Below are 22,759 nucleotides of genomic sequence, written 5' to 3'. Positions count from 1 at the left end.
GGGCCGACTGGCGCGAGAGTGTAGGCGACGTTCAGGACGGTGAGGGTCATGGCCGGTCGAGCCGAAGCTCGTCATACGCAGCCGCCGCGGCGTGGAGCCAAACCGCCGGCTCGAAGCCAAGCGGCAGCGCCTCGTAATAAAGCCTGCCGTTGTTCGGCAGCGCCAGGAAATCATAGGCAGGCGCCACCCGGAAGCGTTCGACGCGCGCTGCAAACGGCGCCAGCGTCCGTTGCTGTGTCCGGTGGCAGGCCAGCATGCACTGCTTGCGTTCGAAAGCCGTTTCCGTGAGGTGCAGTTCGATGCACTCACCGCCGGGTTCGCCGTTGAAGTCCTGAAGCACTGCGCCCTCGGGCCCGGCGCAATAGAACGCCATTTCGACAATGGCCGGCGCCTGGCGTCCGTCGCGGCGCAGCAAATGGCAGGCGGCATGTACGGCAAAGGCGGTCGCGTCATGATCAGGGTGACCGCCTTCATAAGGATGCGTGCAGACGAAGCTGATGTCGCAATCGGCCAGCAGGCAGGTCAGTTCCCGTGCGAGCGAGCTAAGGTTTCCGGCGGCTTGCTTGTCCGGATAACCGAGGCTGATCAGTCCCTTCGACGGAAAACCCGCTGCCGACAGCGCCGTCTCCAACTCCCTGTGGCGGGCCGCGGCGTAGTCCTGCCACGTCTCGAAGCCGTGCGCCCGGGCGTCGTCAAGATCTCGCGGCGCGCCGTCGGTGACATGAACGATGCGAGATCCGCGCAATCCGGCAAGATGCCCGCCGATGCCGATGGTCTCGTCGTCAGGATGCGCGACAACGATCATGATTTCAGCACCGTCCGACGAGTGCTGTGCGGTACCTAGCAACAGGGCCGCGAATTCGGCGAGCTTCCCGGACCTGTCAGGTTGGTGTTGCATGACACACTCATGCTGCCGAAGCTCGCACAGATCTGACCGGCGAGACAGCGATGCCGGGAGCATAGCGACGGATCATCGTCGCACAGAATTCCGCGAACTCTTCCGGCACCAGCGGCGGACTGGTGTGATGCGGCATCATTCCGCGATGCTCGGGCGTGAAGCAGAAGGTGACGGTCACGTCGAAATCGGCCAGCGCTTCCATTTGCCGGTCGTACCAGTCCAGCGCATTCGGCCTGAAACTATCGGCCCAGGAAAGCCCGGTACGCAGACTGGTGACGCCCAAACGCTTCAGCCAGGCGACGGCGTCGTCCAGCCGGGGATCTTCAAAATGAAACCACTGCGCCAGTCCCATGGCCGGGGTGTAACGCAGGAATTCCTCGAGCGCGGGCTTGGGTGTGCCGTCTTCGCGCAGCAGGCCCATGTAGAAGTGGCGATAGTAGGAGGAGCCTTCCGCTTCGCGGTGACGCGTCGTTGCCCCCCATTCGCGCGGAAGGTCGTAGAGGCTGTACCATTGTATGCGCGGCGCATTGCCGAGCAGCAGTTCGGCAGTCCGGCGCAAGCCCCAGAGCTGGACCTCCTCGGCACCGAAGCTCGACACGCCAACTTCGCTGACCCATACGGGAAGATCGGTGACGGTCGAAATCTCGCCGATCTTCTGCGGCCATTCCTGAATCTGCCAAAGGTTCCAGTCGAGCGGGAAGCCATGCACGCCGACGGCATCGACGTGATCCAGCACACCATACTGCTTCATGAGCGCCATGAAATCTGCATCGATCGGCGAAATGCCGCCCAGGACCTTGGTCATGGCGGGATTTTCCGCTGCGATCGCATCAGCGGCCAGTATTGCCATATTGGCGAAGCGGCTCCAGTCGGGGTCGAGTTCGGGGTCCCAATGGGACTTGTTGTTTGGCTCGTTCCAGATCATCGCGGCTTCAATCATGAAGTTGTCCTTTCCAAGGGTAGACGGCGCCACCGCCGGCCGGCTCATCGGCGGCGCGGCAGAAATAGACCTCTTGCTCCGGGTGCAGCACGATCTCGAAGCCGGCGCTGCGCAGCATCGCTTCGGTGCAGGCGCGATTGGGAACCCACCAGTTGGTCGGGTCGTCGGCATAGCGATGCTCGATGAAATGCAGCTTCGGAAACTCCGGCCGGTCGAACAGATCGTGTGTCCAGAAAGGATAATTCTCATCGAGTGCAGGCAGGTCGGTGCTACCGCGCTGCATGGACTGGAAGATCATCAGGTCGCCGGCGACGTGCTCGCGGATCAGGTCGAGAGCGAGCAGCGGGTGGCGCAGGTGATACAGCACACCCATGAACAGGACGATGTCGAATTTCTCCCGTAGGGCGCCGACGTCGTAGACCGACAGCTGCTGGAATTCGATGTCGCAGTCCGCGATCTCGGCGGCGAAGCGCGCCTGCGCCAGATAGGCTTCATCGAAATCGATGCCGAGGACACGGCCGGCGCCGCGTCGCTTCATCTCGATCGAGTAGAAGCCGGCGTTGCAGCCTATGTCGAGCACGGCCTTGCCGGACAGATCGGCCGGAATCGCGTCGGCGAACTTGCGCCATTTGATCAGCGGGTAATTGCCGAGGAAATGGTCGGGGGCGGTTTCAACACCCGCCAACTCCATGTTATGGAACCACGGGCCAAGGGCATCGATGCGGCGGCGGATTTCGGCATTGGAATGCAGCATCGCTAGCCTCCTTCGCCTGGATGGCTTGGTATCTGCGACTGCCCTTGCAGCACGAACATGAGATTTTTCGGATCCTCCAACGCAGTGTCGTTGTTTTCAAGCAGCCGAAGTGCGGTGCGGTAACCGTTGAAAGTGCCGACGTCGACATAGGCTGTGCCTGCCTTGACGCCGTAAGCTTCGCCGCCGGCCGCCAGATAGGCGTTGATTAGGGTGCCGACGTATTCGTCATGGCGATCCCGCTCGCGCCACAGCATCTCAAGCTGATGAAAGATGCGGCCAGGCATCTTGAATGCACCCCAAATCCAGTTTGATCCGGCGTCTTGTTGCTTGACGTGGATTTCCTTCACCCGGTCGTTCTTGTCGAGAATGACGGCATCGAAAAATTCCGGACGGTCGACGGGGAACAGCAAGAAAGACAGGCAATCGTTCCGCAGGGCGCAGAAACCGTCTTCGGGAAGCCAGATCGTATCAGGCAGGCCGATCAGGACCGTCTCGTCAGGCGCAACGAGCGGCGCAGCGCGGAAGATCGCATCGCAAAGACCGACAGGGGTGGGCTGCACGACAAATAGCGCCGCGGCATCGCCATAGCCGGCGGCATAGTATTCGAGGATGTCCGACTTTCCCGATCCGATGACGAAGCAGATTTTGTCGACGCCGTTGCGCACCATGCGACGCACCAGATATTCGCTCACCGCGCAGGGACGCTCGGTCTGGCCGTCGATGCGGCTGCCGACCGGCAGCAGTTCCTTCGAGAAGCCGAGTGGCTGAATGCGGCTGCCACGCCCGGCAGCAGGCACGATGCCCAACATCAGATTGCTTCCTTCAACGGCTCGCCCGCCGCCTGCAATGAATCTGACAGGAGGCGGTCCAGTTCCATGGCGCGCTGCGCAGAGGTGTGCTCGTCCAGCACCCGCTCGCGGGCACGGCGCCGGATTGCGTCAACTTCGCTGTCGGACAAGCAGACTGCCGCGACCACGTCGTCGGTGGTGTCCGCCACGATGATCTCGCTGCCAGGTTGGAAAAAACTGCTCAGCCCGGGCCAGGTGTCGCTCACGATCGCCGCGCCGCAGGCTGCTGCCTCGAACAGCCTGCCCGAAGGGCACCAGCCCCTCTTGGCCATCGCCTCGCGGGTCACGTTCAGCGTCAGACGCGATGAGCAGAAGAAGGCCGGATGGTCCGCAGGCGGAAGGTGCCTGACAAAGAAGATGTTGTCGCTCCACGGGAATTCGTGCGGATATTGGGCGCCGCCGATGACGAAGCGGTGGTCCGGCAGGCGCGCTGCCGTGCGCACCAGCAGCTTTTCGACGCCGGCCTGGCGATCTGCGGCATAGGTTCCGAGATAGGACAGATCCCCGGCAAATTCGGCCCGGGGCTGCGCCGGGCGGTGCCGCTCGGGATCGACATGGCCGTAGAGAGGCAGGACATGGCGCGCGCCCAAAAGTGTCTTGAGCGCGTCGATTGCGGTTCCCCCGGTGTAGCTCAGGACAAGATCAAAATCGCGAAGGCCTTCGGGCCCGTAATATGCCGGCCGTTGACCTTGTTCGATCCGGGCGAGTGTCACCGGGGTGTCAAGATCATAGAAGACCTTCAGGCCGTGACAGGTCTGCTGCGCCAGGCGTGATGCTTCGATGGCGTCGGGGCAATAGGACGTGACGATGACGACGTCCGATTGCCCGATCGCCTGTTCTGCGATATGGCGGATGTCTTCCCAATCCGGATAGAGAACGACATCGCCGCCATCGAGATGATCAAGATCGCGCGCGCCGGCATAATAGGGAGTGTTGCGTTCGAAGAAGGTGACGGACCAGCCCAGCCCGCCGAGCGCCCGGATCAGCCCGCGCCACAGCGTTGCGTGTCCGTTTCCCCACGAGGAGGTGACGGTGAGACCGAAAATGACCATTCGCATCCGGCAGTCCTCGTCAGGCGGCTTCGTTTAATCGGATCAGCTTGGAGCCCCAGTCACCGGATACGATCGTGGTGATCGAAGCGGGGTCGATGTCGAAGCGAAAACAGTCTCCCAGCGGCAAGCCGAGCACCTTGCAGACGGCAGCCTTGATCACATCGGCATGGCTGACCAGCGCCACGGATTGGTTCTGATAGCGAGTGCGAAGCTTCTGCATCAGCGACATGATACGTTGCTGAACGTCCAGCATGGTCTCGCCGCCGGGCGTCCTCGCCTGCTGACGTTGACTGTTCCACGTCAGCCAGTCGGCGTCCCGGTTCAACTCTTCGAAGGACTTTCCCGACCACGCGCCGAAGTCGATCTCGTCGAGCTCTTGGCAAATTGTGACCTTGTCGGGGCTGCAGGCGATTGCGATCGGTTTTGCGGTTTCCAATGTTCGTTCGCGCGGGCTGCAGCAGATGGCTGCAAGCGGCTCCGACACCATGTGGCTGGCCAGGCGCAAGGCTTGTGACCTGCCGGTTTCGCCAAGGCAAACGCCGGCCATACGTCCGGCAAGATAGTCGCCGACATTGTCGTGTGCCGCATGGCGGATCAAGAAGAACGTCGTCATTCCGCGGCATCGAGCATAGGCTCGTCCCTCCCGGCGATGAAAGAGAGCGTACGCAGGCGTGCCTCGGCGTCGGTGAACTGCTTAGGCGGCGACTTCATGAAATAGCTGCAGGGGCCGGTCAGCGCCCCTGCGATGCCGCGGTCAAGCGCCAGCTTCGCGCAGCGGACAGCGTCGATCACGACGCCCGCCGAGTTGGGCGAATCCCACACCTCCAGCTTCAGCTCTGCATTCAGCGGCACGCCGCCGAACGTCGTGCCTTCGACACGGATGTAGGCCCATTTTCGATCGGTGAGCCAAGGCACGTGGTCGCTGGGGCCGACATGGATGTTGCCGGCCTCCAGGGGAACGTCGAGTTGGCTGGTCACCGATTGCGTCTTCGAGATTTTCTTCGATTCCAGCCGCTCGCGTTCCAGCATGTTGAGGAAATCGGTGTTGCCGCCGAAATTCAGTTGGTAGGTGCGGTCGATTCGGACGCCGCGCTCGCGGAACAGGTTGGCGAGCAACCGGTGCACGATCGTCGCGCCGACCTGGCTTTTGATATCGTCGCCGATCAGCGGCAGGCCGCGCTGTTCGAAGAGTTGGCGCCATTCCGGACGCGACGCGATGAAAACCGGTATGCAGTTGACGAATGCGCAGCCGGCTTCGAGCGCGCATTCGGCATAAAAACGCGTCGCCTCTTCCGAGCCGACCGGCAGATAGGAGACCAGCACGTCTGCGCCGCTTTCCCGCAGCACCGAGCTGATATTCGCGACCGGCTCGTCTGCCTCCTCGATCTCATCGCGCAGATATTTGCCGATGCCGTCCAGCGTCGGTCCGCGCTCGACGCGAACGCCGGTAGCCGAGACGTCGGCAAAGCGGAACGTGTTGTTGGGTGCCTCGTATATGGCTTCCGCCACATCGCGTCCGACTTTGCCCTTGGCGACGTCGAAGGCGCAGACCACCTCGATGTCGTCGACATGATAGCCGCCGAGATCGGCATGCATCAGGCCCGGTATCGGCTCATTACCTCTGGCGTCCCGATAATATGAGAGGCCCTGGACAAGGGAAGACGCGCAATTGCCGACGCCGGCTATTCCAATCCGTACCTTTTTCGATCCCACGAAACTGCCGCCATCGCTGTTGAAAGGTAAGTTCCTCGCGCCGAACTGCCAGTTGCCAGGAATGTTCCTTGCGACCCGGAAAAATCACGAACTCCGTGGCGGGGATCCAAGCTGCGCGCCGCATTTGAGGCTGTCTGAGCGATCGACGCCCGGGGCGTGCAGCCTCAGTCGAGCTTTCGCAGCATATCCGCTTCTTTTTCCAGGATGGTGGCCACTTCCTCGCGCTCAAGATGCGTCATCATCAGGCTCACACAGCATTCAAGGTAGGTGATCGAGGCACGGCGCAGAAAGGCAGCCGTTTCCCTTGCGGCCATTTGCTCGATGTCCTTGGCGGATCGTTTTCGATGCACCTGTCCGTTCTCCATGCCGGTATCCTCGCCCAACCGCGAGCTCGACTGGATGTTCCCAAAATGAGAAAAAGTGAGAGCGCGCGTCGCACGTCATGGTCTCGCATGACCATGCACGACTACGCAGCTCTCCTTGACTTTAGGCCGGCAGGTTTTGCAGTCGGCCTGGAGCGGACCTCACGCTTGTTGCAATCGGAGGAATTCGATCCTCGTTACGGCTGGCCTCGAGCTCCGTAAAATAGCCGATCGTTTGCAGCAGACCTTGCTTGAGCGGCACCTTTGGCGACCAGTTGAGAAGGGTCTTTGCACGGGAAATGTCCGGCTGCCGCCGGCGAGGGTCGTCTTGCGGCAGTGGCAGGAATTTGAACACCGACTTGCTGCGGGTCATATCTCTCACCAATCCGGCTAGCTGAAGAACGGTGAATTCCCCGGGATTGCCCAGATTGACCGGTTGGCGCGGATTGGGGTCGATATCCATGAGGCGGATCAAACCGTCGACCAGATCCGAGACGTAGCAGAACGATCTGGTCTGCAGCCCGTCGCCGAATATCGTCAGAGGTCTCCTCTCGAGAGCCTGCATCACCAGGTTCGAGACGATCCGGCCGTCGGCAGGATCCATCCTCGGACCGTAGGTGTTGAAGATGCGCGCGACCCGGATGTCGGCCATTTCGGTTCTCAAATAATCGAAGCACAAGGTTTCTGCAGTTCGCTTGCCTTCATCATAACAGGCGCGGGGACCGGTGCAGTTCACGTGGCCGACATAGTCCTCCCTTTGCGGGTGCTGTTCCGGATCGCCGTACACTTCGCTTGTCGATGCCTGCAGGAAGCGCGCATTGTTTCGGGCGGCTAACTCAAGCAGATTGAGGGTTCCGACCACGCAGGTTCGCGTGGTGTGAACCGGATCGGCTTGGTAGCGCGGCGGCGATGCCGCGCATGCCAGGTTGAAAATGCGGTCCACCGGCTCGGTAACGTCCAGCGGTCGGCAGATATCCTGCTCGATCAACCGAAAACGCCGATCGTCCATGATCGATATGATGTTTTCCATCCGGCCGGTAAGGAAGTTATCGACACAGATCACGCGGTAGCCGGCCTGAAGCAGTGTTTCGCAAAGATGCGAACCGAGGAAACCCGCGCCGCCGGCGACAAGCGCCGTTTTGGTCCGTTGCGTCCTTCTTGATTGCCGCATCTCTATTTTCTCCTGTCTGCCAGTCATGCTGCACTTTCGACGTCCAGATCGAGGGCCGAACGTGCCGATCTTGATCGCGCCAGCAGCAAAACGAATTCGCGAGCTCTCGCGGCGCCGGTATGTGCTGCCAGGATCGTTTCGCGTGCCCGCTTGGCCATGGCCAGCCTAGCGCGGTCGGATTGCCTGGACAGGATACCGATCACGTCTTCGGCTTGGCCGGCGGTGTTGATCGTGGCTGCCGGAAAGAAGCTATCCAGACCTGGCCAGCGATCGCTGATGATCGCCGTGCCACAGGCAGCCGCCTCGAAGAGGCGTACGCTGGGAGACCATCCAGCCGCTATCATGGAGCTGCGTGTGACGTTCAACGTATAGCGCTGACGGCTATAGAAGGCGGCGTGGTCCGCGGGCGGCAAATGCTCGATCCGATCGACATTGCTCGGCCAGACGGTCTCGGACGGGAACTGGGAGCCGGCTACGACGAAGCGACGGTCCGGCATGCGTCTTGCCGGTTCAAGCAGGAGAGTATCCAGCGTCGGCTGCCGGTCCGCGCTGTAGGTGCCAAGGTAGCCAAGATCCCAGCAGATCGGATCGGCCGTTCGGCGATGCCGTTCCGGATCGACGGAGCAGTAGAGCGGCTCGGCGCGCCGTGCACCGAAGTCCGCCGCCAAACGGGCGAGCGTCGGCCCGCCGGTGAATGAGAAATAGACGTCGAAATACGGAATCTGCCGCCGGCAGATGTAGTCGCAATCGTCCGCGGCGAGTTTTGCCAGCGTGACCGGCGTGTCGATGTCGTAGAAGCAGAACTGCCCCGTGCACAAGGACGCGGCGATGTCGACGACTGCTCGCCCCTCCGGAACGAAGGAGCCAACCACCACGACATCGGCCTGCTTCAGGCAGCGGGCGTGTTTCCCACGAAGATCGTTCGTCGTCTCGTAGTAGCGCAACGTGCAGAAATCCGGGTCGCGCAGATCACGATGGTTTGCGTACCAAGGCACGTCGCGCTCGAGGAAGGTGACGCGATGGCCGAGCTCGTGCAAGCCCGTCAGCAACCCCCGAAAGGTCGTGGCGTGGCCGTTTCCCCACGAAGAGGACAAGGACAGGCCAAGGAAGACGATATCGAGCCGCTTGGTCATTCCGCTGCCTCCACGGTGGGGCGCTCGAAATGACGCCTGAAGACAGCGTCGGCCACATCTGCCCTTAACGCATAAGTATGCTCGGCAAGAACACGCCGAAGCGCAGCTGCGCCGATCGCCTTTGCCCGCTGGGGTGTGAGGGTCCGCATGATTTCGGCGACATCGTTGCCGTCGCGCGCCACCAGGATCTCTTCGCCAGGGACCAGGAACAATTCGACGCCGAGCCAGGCGTCGGTGATGAGGCATGCGCCGGCACCCGCAGCCTCGAAGACGCGTGTGGCAGGTGAAAAACCATTGGCGGCCATGCTGTCGCGGCTGATGTTCAGCACCGCCTTGGGTGTGACGTTGAACGCATTGTGGTCGCGCGTGCCGACGTGGCCGAGCCAGGCGACATTTGCCGGAAGCTGCTTGTCGCCCCAACCCGATCCGCCGAGCAGGAAACGCTGCTCGCCCGAACGGCTGGCCGGGTCGAGGAAGAACGCCTCGACGCGCGCTTCGCGGTCCGGCAGGCGGTTGCCGAGGAAGGCGAGGTCGCAAGCGAAGCGCTTATCCTTCGCCACCGGATGATGCGTTTCGGGATCGAGCGCATTGTAGATCGGCACGCACTCGGCCGCCCCCAGCGCACGATAGGCCCAGACGACGGGGTCGCCGCCGCCATAGGTGAGGACAAGGTCGATCTCCCGCAACGCGCGGTGCAGGGGGTGGTCCGGTTCGTCGCGCAACTGGCCCAGAGTGGCCGGTGCGTCGACATCCCAGAACACTGTCAGCGCATCGGAGCGGGCATGGTCGAGCACCGCGCGCAGCAACGCCTCGTCCTCGAAGCCTACCCCGCTCGCCTTGACGACGATGTCGGCTTCGCCGGCGCTTGCTGCCACCTGCATCAGCGCATGCGGGGTCGCCTCGTAGATGACGACATTGCACCAGTCCGGCGCCTCGATGTCGCGGTTCTTCTGCCTGTCGTAGACGTCCGGTTCGTAGAATGTGATCTCGTAGCCGAGCTGGGAAAGAGCCTTGAGCAATCCGCGGTAATAGGTCGCCGCGCCGTTCCAATAGGAAGACAGCAGGCTCGATCCGTAAAAGGCAATCTTCATGCAACTGTCTCCTCTATGGCAATGGGATTGGCGGCTTGGCGATTGCCGCATTCGGCGAGCACGTCGAACAACTCGTCCGCCCGATGCCGGCATGTGTGTCGCGCCCGGATGGTTTCGAGCCCGGATTTCACGAGAGAGGCGGCCAGGTCGGCATCGTCCAGCACATTGCGCAGATGACGGTTCATCTCGGCTCCGTCGCGGGCGAAAAGGAAGTCGATGCCTGGCCTGAAGAGTTGTTCGACGTCGGCCCAAGGCGCCGAAACGAGCGGGATGCCGCAGGCGAGCGCCTCGAACATGCGGATCGTTGGGATTCCGGGCAGGCTCTCCCGATACGGACGCCGCGGGATATGGACGGTAACGCGATGCGCCGCGAATGCCTTAGGCACGTCGGCATTGGCAATCCAGCCTTCGTAACCCAGCCCGGCGGCGGCAAGATCGGCGAGCGCTTCGCGTGGATAGCGCACGCCATGAACAGTGCCGCTCAGGCCAAGTTCTTCCACCGGACCGATCAGGAATTCCTTGATTTCGGCACTGCGCTCGTCATCGCCCCAGTTGCCGATCCAGATGACGTCGGATGTGGGGTCGATCTCGGGGTGCGGCTTGAACAGGCGCGCATCCGCCGCCTCGTGCCAGGTGAAGGCACGTTTACCCCAGCCGGCGCGAAGATAGCTTTGCCGCAAAGCTTCGCCGAAGGTGAGCACGCCATCATAATGTTCCAGCCGCAGAGCCGAGATCGCCTGCGTCGCCGAGACGGCGCGATGATGGGTGTCGTGGAACAGAAGCGTGAAACCGCCTCCGTTGGCCTTGGCCCTGCCGATGCGCGCGACAAGGGCCGGGTCCGTCCATTCGTGGACGATCACCACATCGGCGTCGGCAACCCAGCCTTCATGGTCGAAGGAGGCGTCGTATGTCACCGGCATCAGCTCCGGAAAATCCTTCCTGAAGCGCTCGATCGCGTAGGGGCCTTTCTCTGCCAGCAGGTTCGAACGGCTCCAGCCGTCCGCGGGCTCCAGGGCGATCGCCTGGTGGCCGCGCGTAACGAGCTCCCGCATGATGCCGCGCAGGAAATGTGCGTTGCCGTGGTTCCAGTCGGAAACGACGGAATGGGTATAGAATACAAACCGCATCGTCAGCGTTCCGCAACGGCCAGGGCGGCCCGATCATAGATGTCGTGCATGGCGGCCGCTTGTCTTGCCGGTGAAAACTTGCGCGCCCGGCGTGCGGCGGCTTCGCCGAGCCGGCGCCTATGCTGGGCGTCGCAAGAGAGACAATCGATAGATCTGGCGAGATCGCGTGGATCATGGGCGTCGTAGAACATGGCGGCGCCGTCCCACAGTTCGCGATAGGTTGGCATGTCGGCAAGCACCAGAGGTGTTGCCGATGTGGCTGCCTCCAGAACGGCAAGGCCGAAGGGTTCGTAGACTGACGGCGATACGAAGATACCGGCCCGCCCCATCAACAGACGCACCTCATCGTAGTAGACAGAGCCAAGAGGGATGACGTTGCTGAACCTGGAGCGTTGCCCATCGGCGCCCTGCAGCGGCCCGGCAGCAAAGACCGGCCATTTGGTCAGCGATGCCGCCTGATCCAGCGTAGCTGCGTTCTTGCCTTCATCCCACCAGCGCGCGGCGGCGAGAACCACTGCTTCCCGCCTCTGTGCCTTTGGACCCGGCCGCGTACCGTTGCTGACGACGCTCAGGCGGGCGATCGGTCCGTAGCAGGCTTCGAGCATGTCGGCATGGCTGCGGCTGGGGGCGATAACCGCATTTGCCCAATCGAAACCGCGTCTGTTGCGATCCTTCTGCCAGCCCCATTCGCCGTCCGCGGCCAGTCCCTTGACAGCGCGGAGCCACGTCACGACGCAGGAATGCGAGACCGCCACGACAGGGCACGGCACATCAAGTCCCACGGCCTGCGTTGGCGCATTGAGATGGACGAGGTCGATCGCATAATCACGAACAAGTGGCCCTAGTTCCTGCGGCAAGCTGTCCAGATCGGCCTCATTCTTGGTCGTCCAGTCCGGCGGTGTCTTGAGCCACACCAGGGCTGCGAAAGCCTGCGCCTCCTTCGCCTGCTCCTCGGACGGCTCCGGTCCCAATCCGGCAAGCACGATGCTGTCGCCGCCCTGAGCAAGCTCCCGCGCCAGATCAAGCGCGTAGCGCCAGACGCCGCCGACGGCATCGACGGTCATCAGGATTCGCCGCGGACGCCGGATCAGTGACTGCAACATGTGGCCTCCAACTCGGCCAGCGCACGAGGACGCTTCTCCTGGATGTCGCTGAATGTCCGGAACGAGGCCAGATAGTGCTCATGGGCGCGCTCCCAGGCGAGATCGTCCGGCTCGCCCCAGATCTCGCGGTAGCTGGGCGAACTGGGGTAGGGATAGAGCGGCACCGGTTCGTTGGCCCACACACCACGGTCGATGAGGTGCTTGCGCCAATGATCGACCAACGCGGGATCGTCCTCGACCACGCCGATCAGATTGGCCTGGACGAACGGAACGTGACGTCGTGCATTGACCAGCAGCGCAGCCAGTTCCTCGGTGCCTAGCCGGCAACGCTTTGCCAGCATGGCCCGGCCTTCCACGGTCAGGCTTTCGAGACCGGCCTCGATCGAAACGCAGCCGGCGGCGCCCAGCAATTCGAGAAGTTCCGGCTTCCAGAGATCGATGCGGGTCTGCACGCCGAACTTGACGTCGCGATCGACCAATGCTTCCAGCAGCGCTTTCTGCGGCAGGAAGATCTCGTCGATAAAATAGATGTAGCCGACGCCTTGTCCGATCAGGCGGTCGATTTCCGCCATGACCGCATCGTGGTTCCGGCGGCGGTAGGCGTCGCGGAAATCGATCTTGGCGCAGAAGCTGCAATTGTAGGGGCAGCCGCGGGACGCCTCGACCTCCGCTCCGAAACCCACCTGATCGTCATCGAACCTGTGGTGATGGTGCGGATGGGCGGCAATCCAATCGGACGGCCATTCGAGGGGCGGATGACCGACAAAGGAACTGGCGTGGACGCCGCCATTGCCGACCAGTTTTCCCCCATGGAGATGGGCGGTATGGGGCACCGCGCTCCAGTCGTCACGGCTGGCGAGTTCCGCGACGATCTCTTCGCATTCGCCGCGCACGACGACGTCGACGCCAAGCTTGCGCAGCGTCGGCGTCGGCGTCGCCGAGCCGTGCGGTCCGACAGCGACCGTGCGGCCGCCGCGGCCGGCGAGGCGGTTGAGGAAATCGGCGGGCACGCGCAACTCGGGCGGCGCGCAGCGCCAGAACAGATAGGTCGGCGCCGTGCTGACGACGGTCATAGTCGGCGCGAAGGCGGCGACGCGATCGGCAAGCATCGCGTTGTCCAGTTTCTGGATTTGCCCGTCCAGCATCAGCACCTCATGACCGTCAGCCTCCAGCAAAGCCTTCGAGTAGCCCAGCTCCAGCGGCAGATGCGGCTGGCGGCAGCCGAAATAGATGCTGTCTTCGTAGGTCCAGAACGGATTGACCAGGGCGACTTTCATGCCACGTACCTCGCTGCTTCGGCTTGCGGCTCAAGGCGATGACGCTGCAGCCAGTCGGTGAGATCGCGGATGCCGTCGCGCCAGGAGACCTGCGCTTTCCAGCCGAGCCTCGCTTCTATCTTGCGGGTATCGGCAACAAAGAACGGCTGGTCGCCGGTGCGTTCCCGGTCGTAGCGGATCGAAAGGCTCCGCCCGGTCAGCTCGCCGATCTCCTTGAGCAGCATGCGCAGGCTGACGGCGTTGTCCGGTCCGCCGCCGAGATTGAATGCTTGGCCCCCGATGTCCTCAATCCCCGCAAGGACCGCGCGATAGGCGGCAACGGCATCGGAGACATGAAGTATGTCGCGCACCTGCTTGCCGTTGCCGTAGATTGTGATCGGCCGGCCGGAAAGCGCGCTGAGCAGAAAATGGGCGACCCAGCCCTGGTCCTCCGTGCCGAACTGGCGCGGTCCATAGATGCAGCTCATGCGCAGGACCGCGGTTGGCAGGCCGTACGACTTGGCATAGTCGAGCACATATTGATCCGCCGCGCCTTTGGAGCAGCCATAGGGCGTGCAGAAATCCAGGCCGCAGGTCTCGTCTATGCCGTTGGCGCGGATGCCGGCGTCGCAGGGCACGCACCGGTCGTGCTCTTCGCGCACCGTGACATCGGGCAGGCCGCCATAGACCTTGTTGGTGCTGGCGAAGATCACAGGGATGCGCTTGCCGCTCCGGCGGGCGGCTTCCAGGATGTTGAATGTCCCGCGAAGATTGATGTCGAAATCTTCGCTTGGCTGGACGAGGCTCGTGGTGACGGCGGTCTGCGCGGCAAGATGGAATATCGCCCTGGAGTGCGCCACAAGCGGCGCCAGAACGTCCGCATTCCGGACATCGACGGTCTCAACGGCAAGGCGATCGCCGTGCTTCTGCGCCAGCCATGCGAGGTTCTGCTCCACGCCCGGACGGCTGAGATTGTCGATGACCAGCACCGGCACGCCGTCAGACAACAGGCTGTCCGCGAGGTTCGAGCCGATGAAGCCGCTGCCGCCGACGATGGTGACCGGCGCTTCGCGAAAACCATCGGGCCTCATGACACCAGTCCCCGCTCTTCGAGCTCCCGTTTCATGTCGGCGCCGCGGTCGATGGCAACCGTGTTGCGAACCCAAGCGACGAACTCGTCGAGGGAGTGCTCCAGCCGGTGCCGCGGTTCGAAGCCGAGCAATTCACGCGCCTTCGCGATGTCGGCGAAGCAGTTGCGGATATCGCCGGAGCGCGCCTTGCCGAGGATTTCAGGCTGACTCCCCGGCAAGCCCATCGCATCGGCGAGCAGCCGGGCGACCTCGCTGATCGCATAGGCCTTTCCGCTGCCGATGTTGATGACATGGCCGCGCGCCTGGCGCTGTTCCAAGGCCAGGCGAAACGCGCGGGCGACGTCGCGCACGTGGACGAAATCGCGTTTCTGCTCGCCATCTTCGAAGATCATCGGCCGCTGGCCGTTGGCGAGCCGTGAGGCGAAGTTTGCTAAGACGCCGGTATACGGGTTTGAGAGCGCCTGTCCGGCGCCGAAGACGTTGAACAGGCGCAGCGCCACCGCATCGACGCCATAGGCGTCCCCGAAGATCAGCACCGCGCGCTCCTGGGCATATTTCGTCAACGCATAGATCGAGGCGAGATCGACCGGCTTTTCCTCGTCCGTCGGCAGCGGCGACAGGCTTTCATTCGCCGCCGACAGCGGGTTCCATTGGCCGCTCTTGATGTCGCTCGGCTGCCGCCGTGCATTGTCGACGCGCCGACCGTCCGGCGTCGCATAGAGGCCCTCGCCGTAGACGCTCATCGACGAAGCGACGACGATCCGCTCGACCGGATGCTTGATCAGCGCTTCAAGCAGGTTGGCGGTGCCGAGGTCGTTTGCGCCGACATAGCGGGCGATCTCATACATGGATTGGCCGACGCCGACCTCGGCCGCCAGATGGATGACGGCGTCGACGCCCTGAAGCGCCTCGGCGACAGCGTCGCGGTCGCGAACGTCGCCCTTGATCAGTTCGGCTCCCGCCGGCAGGCTGATCGCCTCGCCCCCGTGCACTTGTTCCAGCAGCGCATCGAGAATGCAGGCGGCATAACCATGTTCGACGAGTTCCTGAACGACGTGGCGGCCGATGAAACCGCAGCCCCCGGTAACCAATATGCGTTTCACGACAACTCCTTGCGCAGATGGCCTTGGCGCCCCGAACTGTTTGGCAAAAGGTTTGTTCCCTATCCTTCAACAAAGATGGTTTTGGGGTCTCTCAAACCGAGGTGAACGCATCGCGAACAGGCCTTGGACCTTCGGAACATTGCAGCTTGTTTGGGGTTAGGGCGCTGACCCGGCCGTGGTCGGAAGCAGCGGACAGACAGGTAGCTGTCATCGAGCAGTGGCGCGCCAGACCCGGCCGTGAAGCTCGTAAAGCCCGGATCGAAAGGAGATTTCAATGTCTGACTCGAAGACGACCACCAATCACGACGAGATCCGCCAGTGGGCCGAAGATCGGGGCGGCCGACCTGCCGTGATACGCACTAGGGGCGAGGGCGGCATCCTGCGGATCGATTTTGGCGAACCCGAGGAGGAGTTCGAAGCCGTCGAATGGGACGAGTTCTTCCGGATTTTCGACGAGAACGATCTGGCCTTCCTCTACCAGGACGAAACCGGTGGCGGAAAAACCAGCCGGTTCAACAAGTTCGTCGAGCGAAACCAGGGCGGCTGATAGGCCGCCGCGTCCATGGTCCCCCGGTAGTTCTTAGGCACCTTGCATTCCGATAGAGAGTTTCACCCCAGTCCGCTGCATTAGCGTGCTTTTTCGGAGTCGTGTATCGGATATCGAGTGGTCCGGCCCGATGGAGCAAATAAAAGAATCAATAAAGGAGACCAGGACCCCGGGTCGTCCGCGATCGGTCGCGCTTCAGTGCAACAGGCTCGTTCCGCTCGATCTGGCAACACTTCGCATGATACCGTTTAGCCAATCTTCGGTCGACACGCCGGCCCGCCTCCTGTCGATCTCGCCGATGGCTCGCTCCAGCGTTCGCTCGACCAGCCGGTCCGAAGCGCTCACGTCGCCCAGAAGCAGGCGCGCTGCGAGCCTGAGCTTCGGAAGAAGTGAAAAGACGTTGTCTGACAGATTCACGGGCGGGCTGCCCGTCACGGCCGATATTTCCGGAGGAAACAAGGCATCGAAGATTGCGTAGCTATCCGATGATTTTCGAAGATTGCTGGCGTGGCGCAGGCGTTCCGGGATGACGATATCCTCGTCGCCGCTGAAGAAGACGAAAGGCACGCCGCGGCGCATCAGTTCGTCCGCGATCGGAAACACCCGCCGGCCGTTGAGGTTGACGTCGAGGATCGCCGCCTCGGCCGTCTCGGTATGCGCAGACGCCTGCTCGACCGTCGCCGCAGGGCCAAGGACGACCGCGCCCATATTGCCGAAATACCTGGCTAGATCGCCGGCCAATACCCAGTCGTCTTCCACGATCAGGATGTGCACCCCTCGCAGATCGCGCACCTCATCGTCCCTTCTTGGAGCGAGATTTCCGATCCGCACGGGCTGGTTCAGAATGTTCCTGCAAGGCTGCCTGCAATCGTTTCGCCAAAACGAGCATGCGGGGAGGAATGGGTTCGTTTGCCGGCAAGCCCAGTAAATCCGAAGAGCGCAACAACGCTCGTTTTGTTAGCTTTAGGTCAAGTGTGCGTTTTGACATTGAAGTTCCACAATTGGTCCCGACCTTAACGCCGTCTGCACGGACTTGTTCCGGCCCTCTTGCGCGTTATATGATGGCGTCGGGTTCAGCCCGGTCGTGGGTTTTGGGTCGATTGGCGGCCTTGTGGTCTAGGCTGTTCAACCGAGGGCTTGCGGTGACATCCCGGATAAAGAGATTTCCCATTGTGGGCGTCGGCGCTTCCGCAGGCGGCATTCCCGCTATGGAAGGTCTGTTCAAGGGCATCAGCGGCCGGCCCGGCATGGCCTTCGTCATCGTCACCCATCTCAGTCCCGAGCGCGAAAGCCTGCTTCACGAGGTCGTTAGGCGTTACACGCAGATGTCGGTCGCCGTCGCCGAGGACGGCATGGCAGTCCTATCTGACCAGGTCTATGTGATGCCGCAAAACGTCGTTCTCACGATTGAGAAGGGAGTGCTGCACCTGCGGCAATCCAACGTACTCAGCCGCGAGCGCAAGCCGATCGACATCTTCTTCAGCGCGCTTGCCGAGGATCAGGGCGAATATGCGGTCGGTGTCATTTTGTCGGGCGGCGATTCTGACGGCACGCTTGGCGCGAAGGCGATCAAGGAGCGTGGCGGACTGACTGTCGCCCAGGCACCCGACGGCTACGGCCCGCGCAATCCGGACATGCCGAGAAGTGCGATCTCCAGCGGGCTGATCGATATTGCGGCGCCCGCGGAGGACATCGGTGCGAAGCTCGAAGGGTTCGCCCGCAGCTTCGATATGTTGAACGGTGTTGGCGGAGACGGCGACCACGAGACGGCAGACATGGGTCGGCTCCGCGACGAGATCTACGGCATTCTGCAGGGCCAGTCCGGCCATGATTTCTCCGGCTACAAGGCCAAGACATTCCTGCGTCGCATAAAGCGGCGCATGCAGATCGCACAGCTGGATTCGATTGAAGACTATGTTGAATGGCTGAAAAAGGACCCTCGCGAGGTGACGAACCTTTTTCGTGATCTTTTGATCAACGTCACCGATTTTTTCCGTGATCCCGATGCCTTCAGGCTGCTCGAGGAAAAGGTTATCCCGCAGCTTTTCGAGGGCAAGACTGCCAGCGATGCCGTCAGGATCTGGGTGCCTGGCTGCGCCACCGGCGAGGAGGTGTTTTCCCTCGGCATGCTGGTGCGTGAACATCTGGAAACGCTTCCGGTCACGCCGCGCGTCCAGATATTTGCGACTGATATCGATGAGCCGGCACTCGCGGTGGCGCGCGCGGCACGTTACCCGGCGGCATTGCTGAGGGGGCTTTCGCCCGAACGCAAGCAGCGTTTTTTCAGCAGCGACGGCGACAGCTACGTGCTTGTCAACGGGGTACGGGAGCTGTGCGTGTTTTCCCCTCACAGCGTCGTCCGCGACCCGCCGTTTTCACGCATGGACATGGTTTCATGCCGCAACCTGCTGATCTATTTCGGCTCGGACATCCAGAACCGGGTCATTCCGATCTTTCACTACGCGTTGAAGCCGGGCGGTTATCTTTTTCTCGGCACCTCCGAAAGCGTCGGCCAGCACGACAACCTCTTCGCCACCGTTGACAAGAAGCAGCGCATTTTTCAGGCGCGGGAACATGCCTCGCCCCATATAAGGCTGCCGATGCTGATCGGCGATGGCCGTTCGGGCGCCTTCATGCCCGAAGGCACGGGGTCGAAGAAAGGAACTTCCAGCTATCCGCTTCGGCAGGCTGTCGAGGCGCAGGTGCTGGAGCGTTTCGCGCCTCCGCATGTCGTGGTGAATGGCGATGGTGACGTCGTCTACTATTCGGCCCGGACCGGCAGATATCTCGAAGCGCCGCAAGGCATTCCGAGCCGGCAAGTGCTGACTTTGGCCCGCGCCGGGCTAAGGCTCGACCTTCGCGCGGCGTTACGGGAAGCCGCCACGACGCGCCGCACTGTGGTGCGGGAAAATGTCGTCGTCGACGAGGACGACGAACAGGCCCAGCCGATAAAACTCACTGTCGAGCCCCTGGCCGAACGCGGCAAGGGCGAACGGCTGTATCTTGTCCTGTTCGAACCCTCGGGCCCGGTGCAGGCGCGGTCGGACGTGGGGCGCGAAGAGCACGATAGCGAAGGCACTGCGGATCTCGAGCGGGAGCTGCGCGACGCGCGCGAGCGACTGCAATCGACGATCGAGGAGTACGAGACCGCGCTGGAAGAGGTGAAATCGTCGAACGAGGAACTCGTCTCCGTCAATGAGGAGGCGCAGTCGACCAACGAGGAGCTTGAGGCGTCGAAGGAGGAGATGCAGTCGCTCAACGAGGAACTCAACACCATCAATTCGGAACTGACCAGCAAGATCGAGGAGCTCGATCACGCCAACAGCGACTTGCGGAATCTGTTCGAAAGCACGCAGATCGCAACCATTTTTCTCGACCGCAATCTGGTGGTGCGCACCTTTACTCCGGCGGCCTCGTCTTTCTTCAACCTGCGTCCATCCGACGTCGGCCGGCCGCTGACCGAGCTTTCGAGTCAACTCGACTATCCCGAGCTGAAACAGCACATCAATGCGGTGTTCGAAACCGGAGAGACCCTGAACCATCATCCGGCGCGCGACGCCCAGGGCCGGTTTCACATGGTTCGCATCAATCCCTATCGCGACAAGGACGATAGAATTCAGGGCGTCGTGGTCACTTTGGTCGACGTCACCTCCTTGGCCGAGGCGGAAAAGCAAAACCAGGTGCTCATTTCGGAGCTGAACCATCGCGTCAAGAACATGCTGGCGGTCGTCGCCAGCATCGCCAACCGCACCCGCGAGAATTCGGAAACGAAGGAGGAGTTCGCCGAGGCGTTGATCGGTCGCTTGCATGCCATGTCGCGGGCTTACGGGCTGTTGTCGAAGGAGCGCTGGAAAGAAGCGGCTATCAACGAACTCTTGCGACAGGAACTCGAACCGTTCGGCATCGATCGCTTCGAGCTAGACGGGGCTGAAGTGAAGCTCAGTCCGCAACAGGGCCTTTCCCTCAGCATGGCCATCCATGAACTGGCGACCAACGCCGCCAAATATGGTGCACTGTCGAAGCCCCAGGGCAAGGTCGTTGTGAAATGGTCAGGCGAGGGCGATGTCTTCACGCTCGTTTGGCGCGAGAGAGACGGGCCGCCGGTGAAAAAGCCTGAAGTAAACGGTTTCGGGCTTTCGCTGTTGCAGGGCGAGATCGGCTACAGGCTGGGCGGAGACGTCGAGACCGCCTTCAACCGTGATGGCCTTGAGGTCCAGATCACATTTCCGATGACGCGCAAGGAGACGCCATGAGCGACCGGCTGCGCGTTCTGGTGGTCGAGGATGAATGGCTCATCGCCGAGGACATCGCTGCTTGTTTGCGCGCTTCGGGACATCAGGTCGTCGGCCCCGCCCCCTCGGTGGCGGCGGCGCTTGGCCTTGTCGGCGAAGATCATGTCGACGTGGCGTTGCTGGATATTCAGCTGAACGGCGAGACAAGCCTGGCAATTGCAGAAGAATTGCAAACCCGCGACATTCCGTTCGCGTGTCTGAGCGGATTTGGCCCGCACGATGTTCCATCCGCCTTCGCCACCTTCAAATTTGTTCGCAAGCCGGCAGATCAGGCTGCCATTTTGAGTGCCTTGGCTGAATTGGCCCGCACTTCCTAACTTCTTTCAGCCGCTCGTCATGGATCGGAAGGCGGAAAGCGATCACCGGCAAATTGCTCCGCCCAGGGTAATGCCATGAGCCAGTTTTCACGGCGCGGTACCCACAGTTCATAATCCGGAATGAGGTCGCTGGGAGCCATGTCGAGCGAGCCGAGCATGATCTCGGCCTCGTTGTCCCGCAGCCAGGCGATATGCGAACCGCATTGCGGGCAGAAACTGCGTCTGGCGAATATCTTCATTTCTCCGCTGCCTTCATAGGCCGAAATGGGCCAGACGCCGAACGGCGTGAAGAAGCTGCCGCTGGCGCGTCGGCAATCCTGACAGTGGCAGATTCCGACGCGCAGCGGAGCGCCGCTCACTTTGAAGCGAACGGCGCCACACAGGCAGCCGCCGTCCCGTTCGACCCCGGCCATCGACCTCAGTCCAGCGGCTTTTCGGACGGCCGTGGTGTGGTGCCTGACTGGCGCGGCCGGCCCGCATTGCGGTTCGCCACCGGATTGTCCAGCGGAGCAGTCGAGGGCTTTGAGGTCCCGGCGGTCTTCGGCGTCGGCGGCTTCGCGCCCGCATCCGTATTGTCGGCGTCCCGCCTTGGATGGGGCAAGCCGCCGGCATCCGCCTGCCGGATTACCGGCTTCGATGTCGTATTCTCTTTGCCCATGGTGTCTCCTTCCTGCTGCGAGAGTGTCGGTGAACAGCTCATTTCGCTCGCTGCTCGTCACTCGTGCATGTCAACCGCCGGCAAGGTGCGAAGTTCCACGGCCTGAAACTTCAGGCATCTTCCTGGGTGCGCAACGTATGCTGCACGCGCATTCCTGTAGATGGGAACCATTTTCGCCACCGGCTGTTCGGCTCGCAGGAAGGAGCCGGATATGCAGCGACGCAACGCTATACTTTCGCTGGCCATAGCCGCGATTATTATCGTCGGCTTTCTCATAGGCTTTCTGTACGGCGACATGGGCTGGCAAACCTCGCCGGTTAAAAGAGCGCCTGAGCAGAACCAAGGCGGCAACGCCCCGGCCGACACCTCGCCTGCGGCGGGTGTCAAGAAGAATCCCCGGGAGAATACCGAGATGCCGGACCAGCAATAATCGCGATCCTGCGGGCCAATGCCGGCACGCTTCGGTCGGGCAAGCAGCTCTTTAGTTAGCGACCGCCCCGGCGGAACAATTCGTCAGCCTCCCAATTAAAGCAGAGAAGCTGGCTTGGAGCAGATGGATGGGTATTTTTTCCGACCTCGACAAGAAGCTGACGGACAATCTCTACGCGCACGGTAACGATCTCATCGATCCTGCCGCGGATCTTCCCGAGAAGATCGAGGAGAGGGTCGAACTCCTGATGCCGTTCGTTCAGCCCGAGGCTCGCGAGTTGGTTCGATCGCAAATCCTTGGCCTTATTCAGGAGTACAGGAATGAGGATGCCGCGCCCTCGACCTAGGCCAGGATCGCGTCAACTGCGAGCCTTGCAGGCCCTGTTCGGAATAGAATTTGGCGGGCGTCATCCATCCTGGTCTATTGCATGGGGCGCGGGCTGGGTCTCGACGCTGGTCTGGCCGGTCTGGTCGGCCCACAGCCAAACGATGAAGAGTACCGCCACTACGATCACTCCCAAGGAGATAAGACGAGGCATGGGCATTTTCCTTTCCGTGCCGGACAGCCGGTCAAGATTTCGGCTTGCGGTTAGCTCCGCGCGTCGCCTGTGCGGGATCGGAGCCGGCTCCAACGGTCGGGTCGGGAACAACCGGACCTCGTTCTGCTTCGGAACCCTCTGCCTCGATCTCTTGGACAGCCCGATCCCAATGCTCCCGCTCCCGCCCTTCCGGACGGCCTTCACGCTCCCATATTTCATGGGCTCGCCGCCTGATACGCTCTTCCCTGTCCATGATGGATCTCCTGCTGCTGTCCTAAATCCCGCGGTCGATGGTTTTGTTCCGCGCTGCCCGGACAGTTCTCGCGCGAGAGAGC

General features: G+C 62.0%; 26 protein-coding genes. 5 read left to right on the top strand and 21 right to left on the bottom strand.

The window, feature by feature from the left end:
- Window positions 1-46: 46 nt before the first annotated feature.
- The 16 genes from NKH73_RS06720 to NKH73_RS06645 form a co-directional block, all read right to left on the bottom strand.
- Window positions 47-898, bottom strand: coding sequence for a PIG-L deacetylase family protein (locus NKH73_RS06720; RefSeq protein ID WP_352929337.1), 852 nt, complete (start codon window positions 896-898; stop codon window positions 47-49).
- A gap of 7 nt (window positions 899-905) precedes the next feature.
- Window positions 906-1,838 carry a glycoside hydrolase 5 family protein gene (locus NKH73_RS06715; RefSeq protein WP_352929334.1) on the bottom strand — a complete coding sequence of 311 codons (933 nt, stop codon included), beginning with the start codon at window positions 1,836-1,838 and terminating at the stop codon, window positions 906-908.
- Complete coding sequence (locus NKH73_RS06710; protein ID WP_352929331.1) at window positions 1,831-2,592, bottom strand: TIGR04290 family methyltransferase; 762 nt, start codon at window positions 2,590-2,592, stop codon at window positions 1,831-1,833. The genes NKH73_RS06715 and NKH73_RS06710 overlap by 8 nt, the downstream gene beginning before the upstream one ends.
- Window positions 2,593-2,594: 2 nt before the next feature.
- A complete protein-coding gene (locus NKH73_RS06705) occupies window positions 2,595-3,401 on the bottom strand; it encodes a sugar phosphate nucleotidyltransferase (RefSeq protein ID WP_352929328.1) in 807 nt (268 codons plus the stop codon).
- Window positions 3,401-4,498, bottom strand: coding sequence for a CgeB family protein (locus tag NKH73_RS06700; RefSeq protein WP_352929326.1), 1,098 nt, complete (start codon window positions 4,496-4,498; stop codon window positions 3,401-3,403). Before NKH73_RS06700 ends, NKH73_RS06705 begins: the two co-directional genes overlap by 1 nt.
- Before the next feature lie 13 nt (window positions 4,499-4,511).
- On the bottom strand, window positions 4,512-5,105 hold the full coding sequence (locus tag NKH73_RS06695) for a histidine phosphatase family protein (protein WP_352929324.1): 594 nt from the start codon (window positions 5,103-5,105) through the stop codon (window positions 4,512-4,514).
- On the bottom strand, window positions 5,102-6,205 hold the full coding sequence (locus tag NKH73_RS06690; RefSeq protein WP_352929321.1) for an inositol-3-phosphate synthase: 1,104 nt from the start codon (window positions 6,203-6,205) through the stop codon (window positions 5,102-5,104). Before NKH73_RS06690 ends, NKH73_RS06695 begins: the two co-directional genes overlap by 4 nt.
- 164 nt (window positions 6,206-6,369) lie before the next feature.
- Window positions 6,370-6,570: a hypothetical protein gene (locus tag NKH73_RS06685; protein ID WP_352929318.1), complete on the bottom strand. Its 201-nt coding sequence runs from the start codon at window positions 6,568-6,570 to the stop codon at window positions 6,370-6,372.
- A gap of 121 nt (window positions 6,571-6,691) precedes the next feature.
- Window positions 6,692-7,738 (bottom strand): UDP-glucuronic acid decarboxylase family protein, encoded by a 1,047-nt coding sequence (locus NKH73_RS06680; protein WP_352929315.1) that lies wholly within the window; start codon window positions 7,736-7,738, stop codon window positions 6,692-6,694.
- A 23-nt stretch (window positions 7,739-7,761) separates the two neighbouring features.
- On the bottom strand, window positions 7,762-8,871 hold the full coding sequence (locus tag NKH73_RS06675) for a CgeB family protein (protein WP_352929312.1): 1,110 nt from the start codon (window positions 8,869-8,871) through the stop codon (window positions 7,762-7,764).
- Window positions 8,868-9,962, bottom strand: coding sequence for a CgeB family protein (locus NKH73_RS06670; protein WP_352929309.1), 1,095 nt, complete (start codon window positions 9,960-9,962; stop codon window positions 8,868-8,870). Before NKH73_RS06670 ends, NKH73_RS06675 begins: the two co-directional genes overlap by 4 nt.
- Complete coding sequence (locus tag NKH73_RS06665; protein ID WP_352929308.1) at window positions 9,959-11,089, bottom strand: CgeB family protein; 1,131 nt, start codon at window positions 11,087-11,089, stop codon at window positions 9,959-9,961. Before NKH73_RS06665 ends, NKH73_RS06670 begins: the two co-directional genes overlap by 4 nt.
- A 2-nt stretch (window positions 11,090-11,091) precedes the next feature.
- The gene (locus NKH73_RS06660) at window positions 11,092-12,153 is read right to left on the bottom strand and encodes a glycosyltransferase family 4 protein (protein WP_352929305.1); all 1,062 of its coding nucleotides are present in this window, start codon (window positions 12,151-12,153) and stop codon (window positions 11,092-11,094) included.
- 23 nt (window positions 12,154-12,176) lie between these two features.
- On the bottom strand, window positions 12,177-13,469 hold the full coding sequence (locus NKH73_RS06655; RefSeq protein WP_352929302.1) for a TIGR04295 family B12-binding domain-containing radical SAM protein: 1,293 nt from the start codon (window positions 13,467-13,469) through the stop codon (window positions 12,177-12,179).
- Complete coding sequence (locus NKH73_RS06650) at window positions 13,466-14,539, bottom strand: NAD-dependent epimerase/dehydratase family protein (protein WP_352929299.1); 1,074 nt, start codon at window positions 14,537-14,539, stop codon at window positions 13,466-13,468. The genes NKH73_RS06655 and NKH73_RS06650 overlap by 4 nt, the downstream gene beginning before the upstream one ends.
- Window positions 14,536-15,642: an NAD-dependent epimerase/dehydratase family protein gene (locus NKH73_RS06645; RefSeq protein WP_352929296.1), complete on the bottom strand. Its 1,107-nt coding sequence runs from the start codon at window positions 15,640-15,642 to the stop codon at window positions 14,536-14,538. Before NKH73_RS06645 ends, NKH73_RS06650 begins: the two co-directional genes overlap by 4 nt.
- Before the next feature lie 274 nt (window positions 15,643-15,916).
- Between NKH73_RS06645 and NKH73_RS06640 the strand changes: the two genes are divergently transcribed.
- Entirely contained in the window at window positions 15,917-16,189 is a 273-nt protein-coding gene (locus NKH73_RS06640; protein ID WP_352929293.1) for a hypothetical protein, read from the top strand.
- Window positions 16,190-16,384: 195 nt separating this feature from the next.
- Here the strand turns inward: NKH73_RS06640 and NKH73_RS06635 are convergent, their stop codons facing one another.
- Entirely contained in the window at window positions 16,385-16,981 is a 597-nt protein-coding gene (locus tag NKH73_RS06635; RefSeq protein ID WP_352929291.1) for a response regulator, read from the bottom strand.
- Window positions 16,982-17,331: 350 nt separating this feature from the next.
- Here NKH73_RS06635 and NKH73_RS06630 point away from each other — a divergent pair, with 350 nt between their 5' ends.
- Both NKH73_RS06630 and NKH73_RS06625 read left to right on the top strand, forming a co-directional pair.
- Entirely contained in the window at window positions 17,332-20,442 is a 3,111-nt protein-coding gene (locus tag NKH73_RS06630; protein WP_352929288.1) for a CheR family methyltransferase, read from the top strand.
- The gene (locus NKH73_RS06625; protein WP_352929286.1) at window positions 20,439-20,798 is read left to right on the top strand and encodes a response regulator; all 360 of its coding nucleotides are present in this window, start codon (window positions 20,439-20,441) and stop codon (window positions 20,796-20,798) included. The genes NKH73_RS06630 and NKH73_RS06625 overlap by 4 nt, the downstream gene beginning before the upstream one ends.
- Window positions 20,799-20,815: 17 nt before the next feature.
- On the opposite strand, the gene NKH73_RS06620 is transcribed toward NKH73_RS06625, so the two are convergent.
- A complete protein-coding gene (locus NKH73_RS06620) occupies window positions 20,816-21,211 on the bottom strand; it encodes a GFA family protein (protein WP_352929283.1) in 396 nt (131 codons plus the stop codon).
- Window positions 21,212-21,216: 5 nt separating this feature from the next.
- Window positions 21,217-21,456 carry a hypothetical protein gene (locus NKH73_RS06615; protein WP_352929280.1) on the bottom strand — a complete coding sequence of 80 codons (240 nt, stop codon included), beginning with the start codon at window positions 21,454-21,456 and terminating at the stop codon, window positions 21,217-21,219.
- A gap of 211 nt (window positions 21,457-21,667) precedes the next feature.
- On the opposite strand from NKH73_RS06615, the gene NKH73_RS06610 reads away from it, so the two are divergent.
- Window positions 21,668-21,886, top strand: coding sequence for a hypothetical protein (locus tag NKH73_RS06610; RefSeq protein WP_352929277.1), 219 nt, complete (start codon window positions 21,668-21,670; stop codon window positions 21,884-21,886).
- A gap of 127 nt (window positions 21,887-22,013) precedes the next feature.
- The gene (locus NKH73_RS06605; RefSeq protein WP_352929274.1) at window positions 22,014-22,232 is read left to right on the top strand and encodes a hypothetical protein; all 219 of its coding nucleotides are present in this window, start codon (window positions 22,014-22,016) and stop codon (window positions 22,230-22,232) included.
- Between the two features lie 60 nt (window positions 22,233-22,292).
- Here NKH73_RS06605 and NKH73_RS06600 read toward each other — a convergent pair whose 3' ends face one another.
- Window positions 22,293-22,424 (bottom strand): hypothetical protein, encoded by a 132-nt coding sequence (locus NKH73_RS06600; protein ID WP_352929271.1) that lies wholly within the window; start codon window positions 22,422-22,424, stop codon window positions 22,293-22,295.
- Between the two features lie 31 nt (window positions 22,425-22,455).
- Window positions 22,456-22,677 (bottom strand): DUF2934 domain-containing protein, encoded by a 222-nt coding sequence (locus NKH73_RS06595; RefSeq protein WP_352929268.1) that lies wholly within the window; start codon window positions 22,675-22,677, stop codon window positions 22,456-22,458.
- Window positions 22,678-22,759 lie beyond the last annotated feature (82 nt).

It is taken from the genome of Mesorhizobium sp. M0938, from assembly GCF_040319125.1.
Classification (GTDB): Bacteria; Pseudomonadota; Alphaproteobacteria; order Rhizobiales; family Rhizobiaceae; genus Mesorhizobium; species Mesorhizobium robiniae.
Note: the sequence above shows the minus strand (reverse complement) of the source record. Positions and strands in the feature narration are given on the sequence as shown.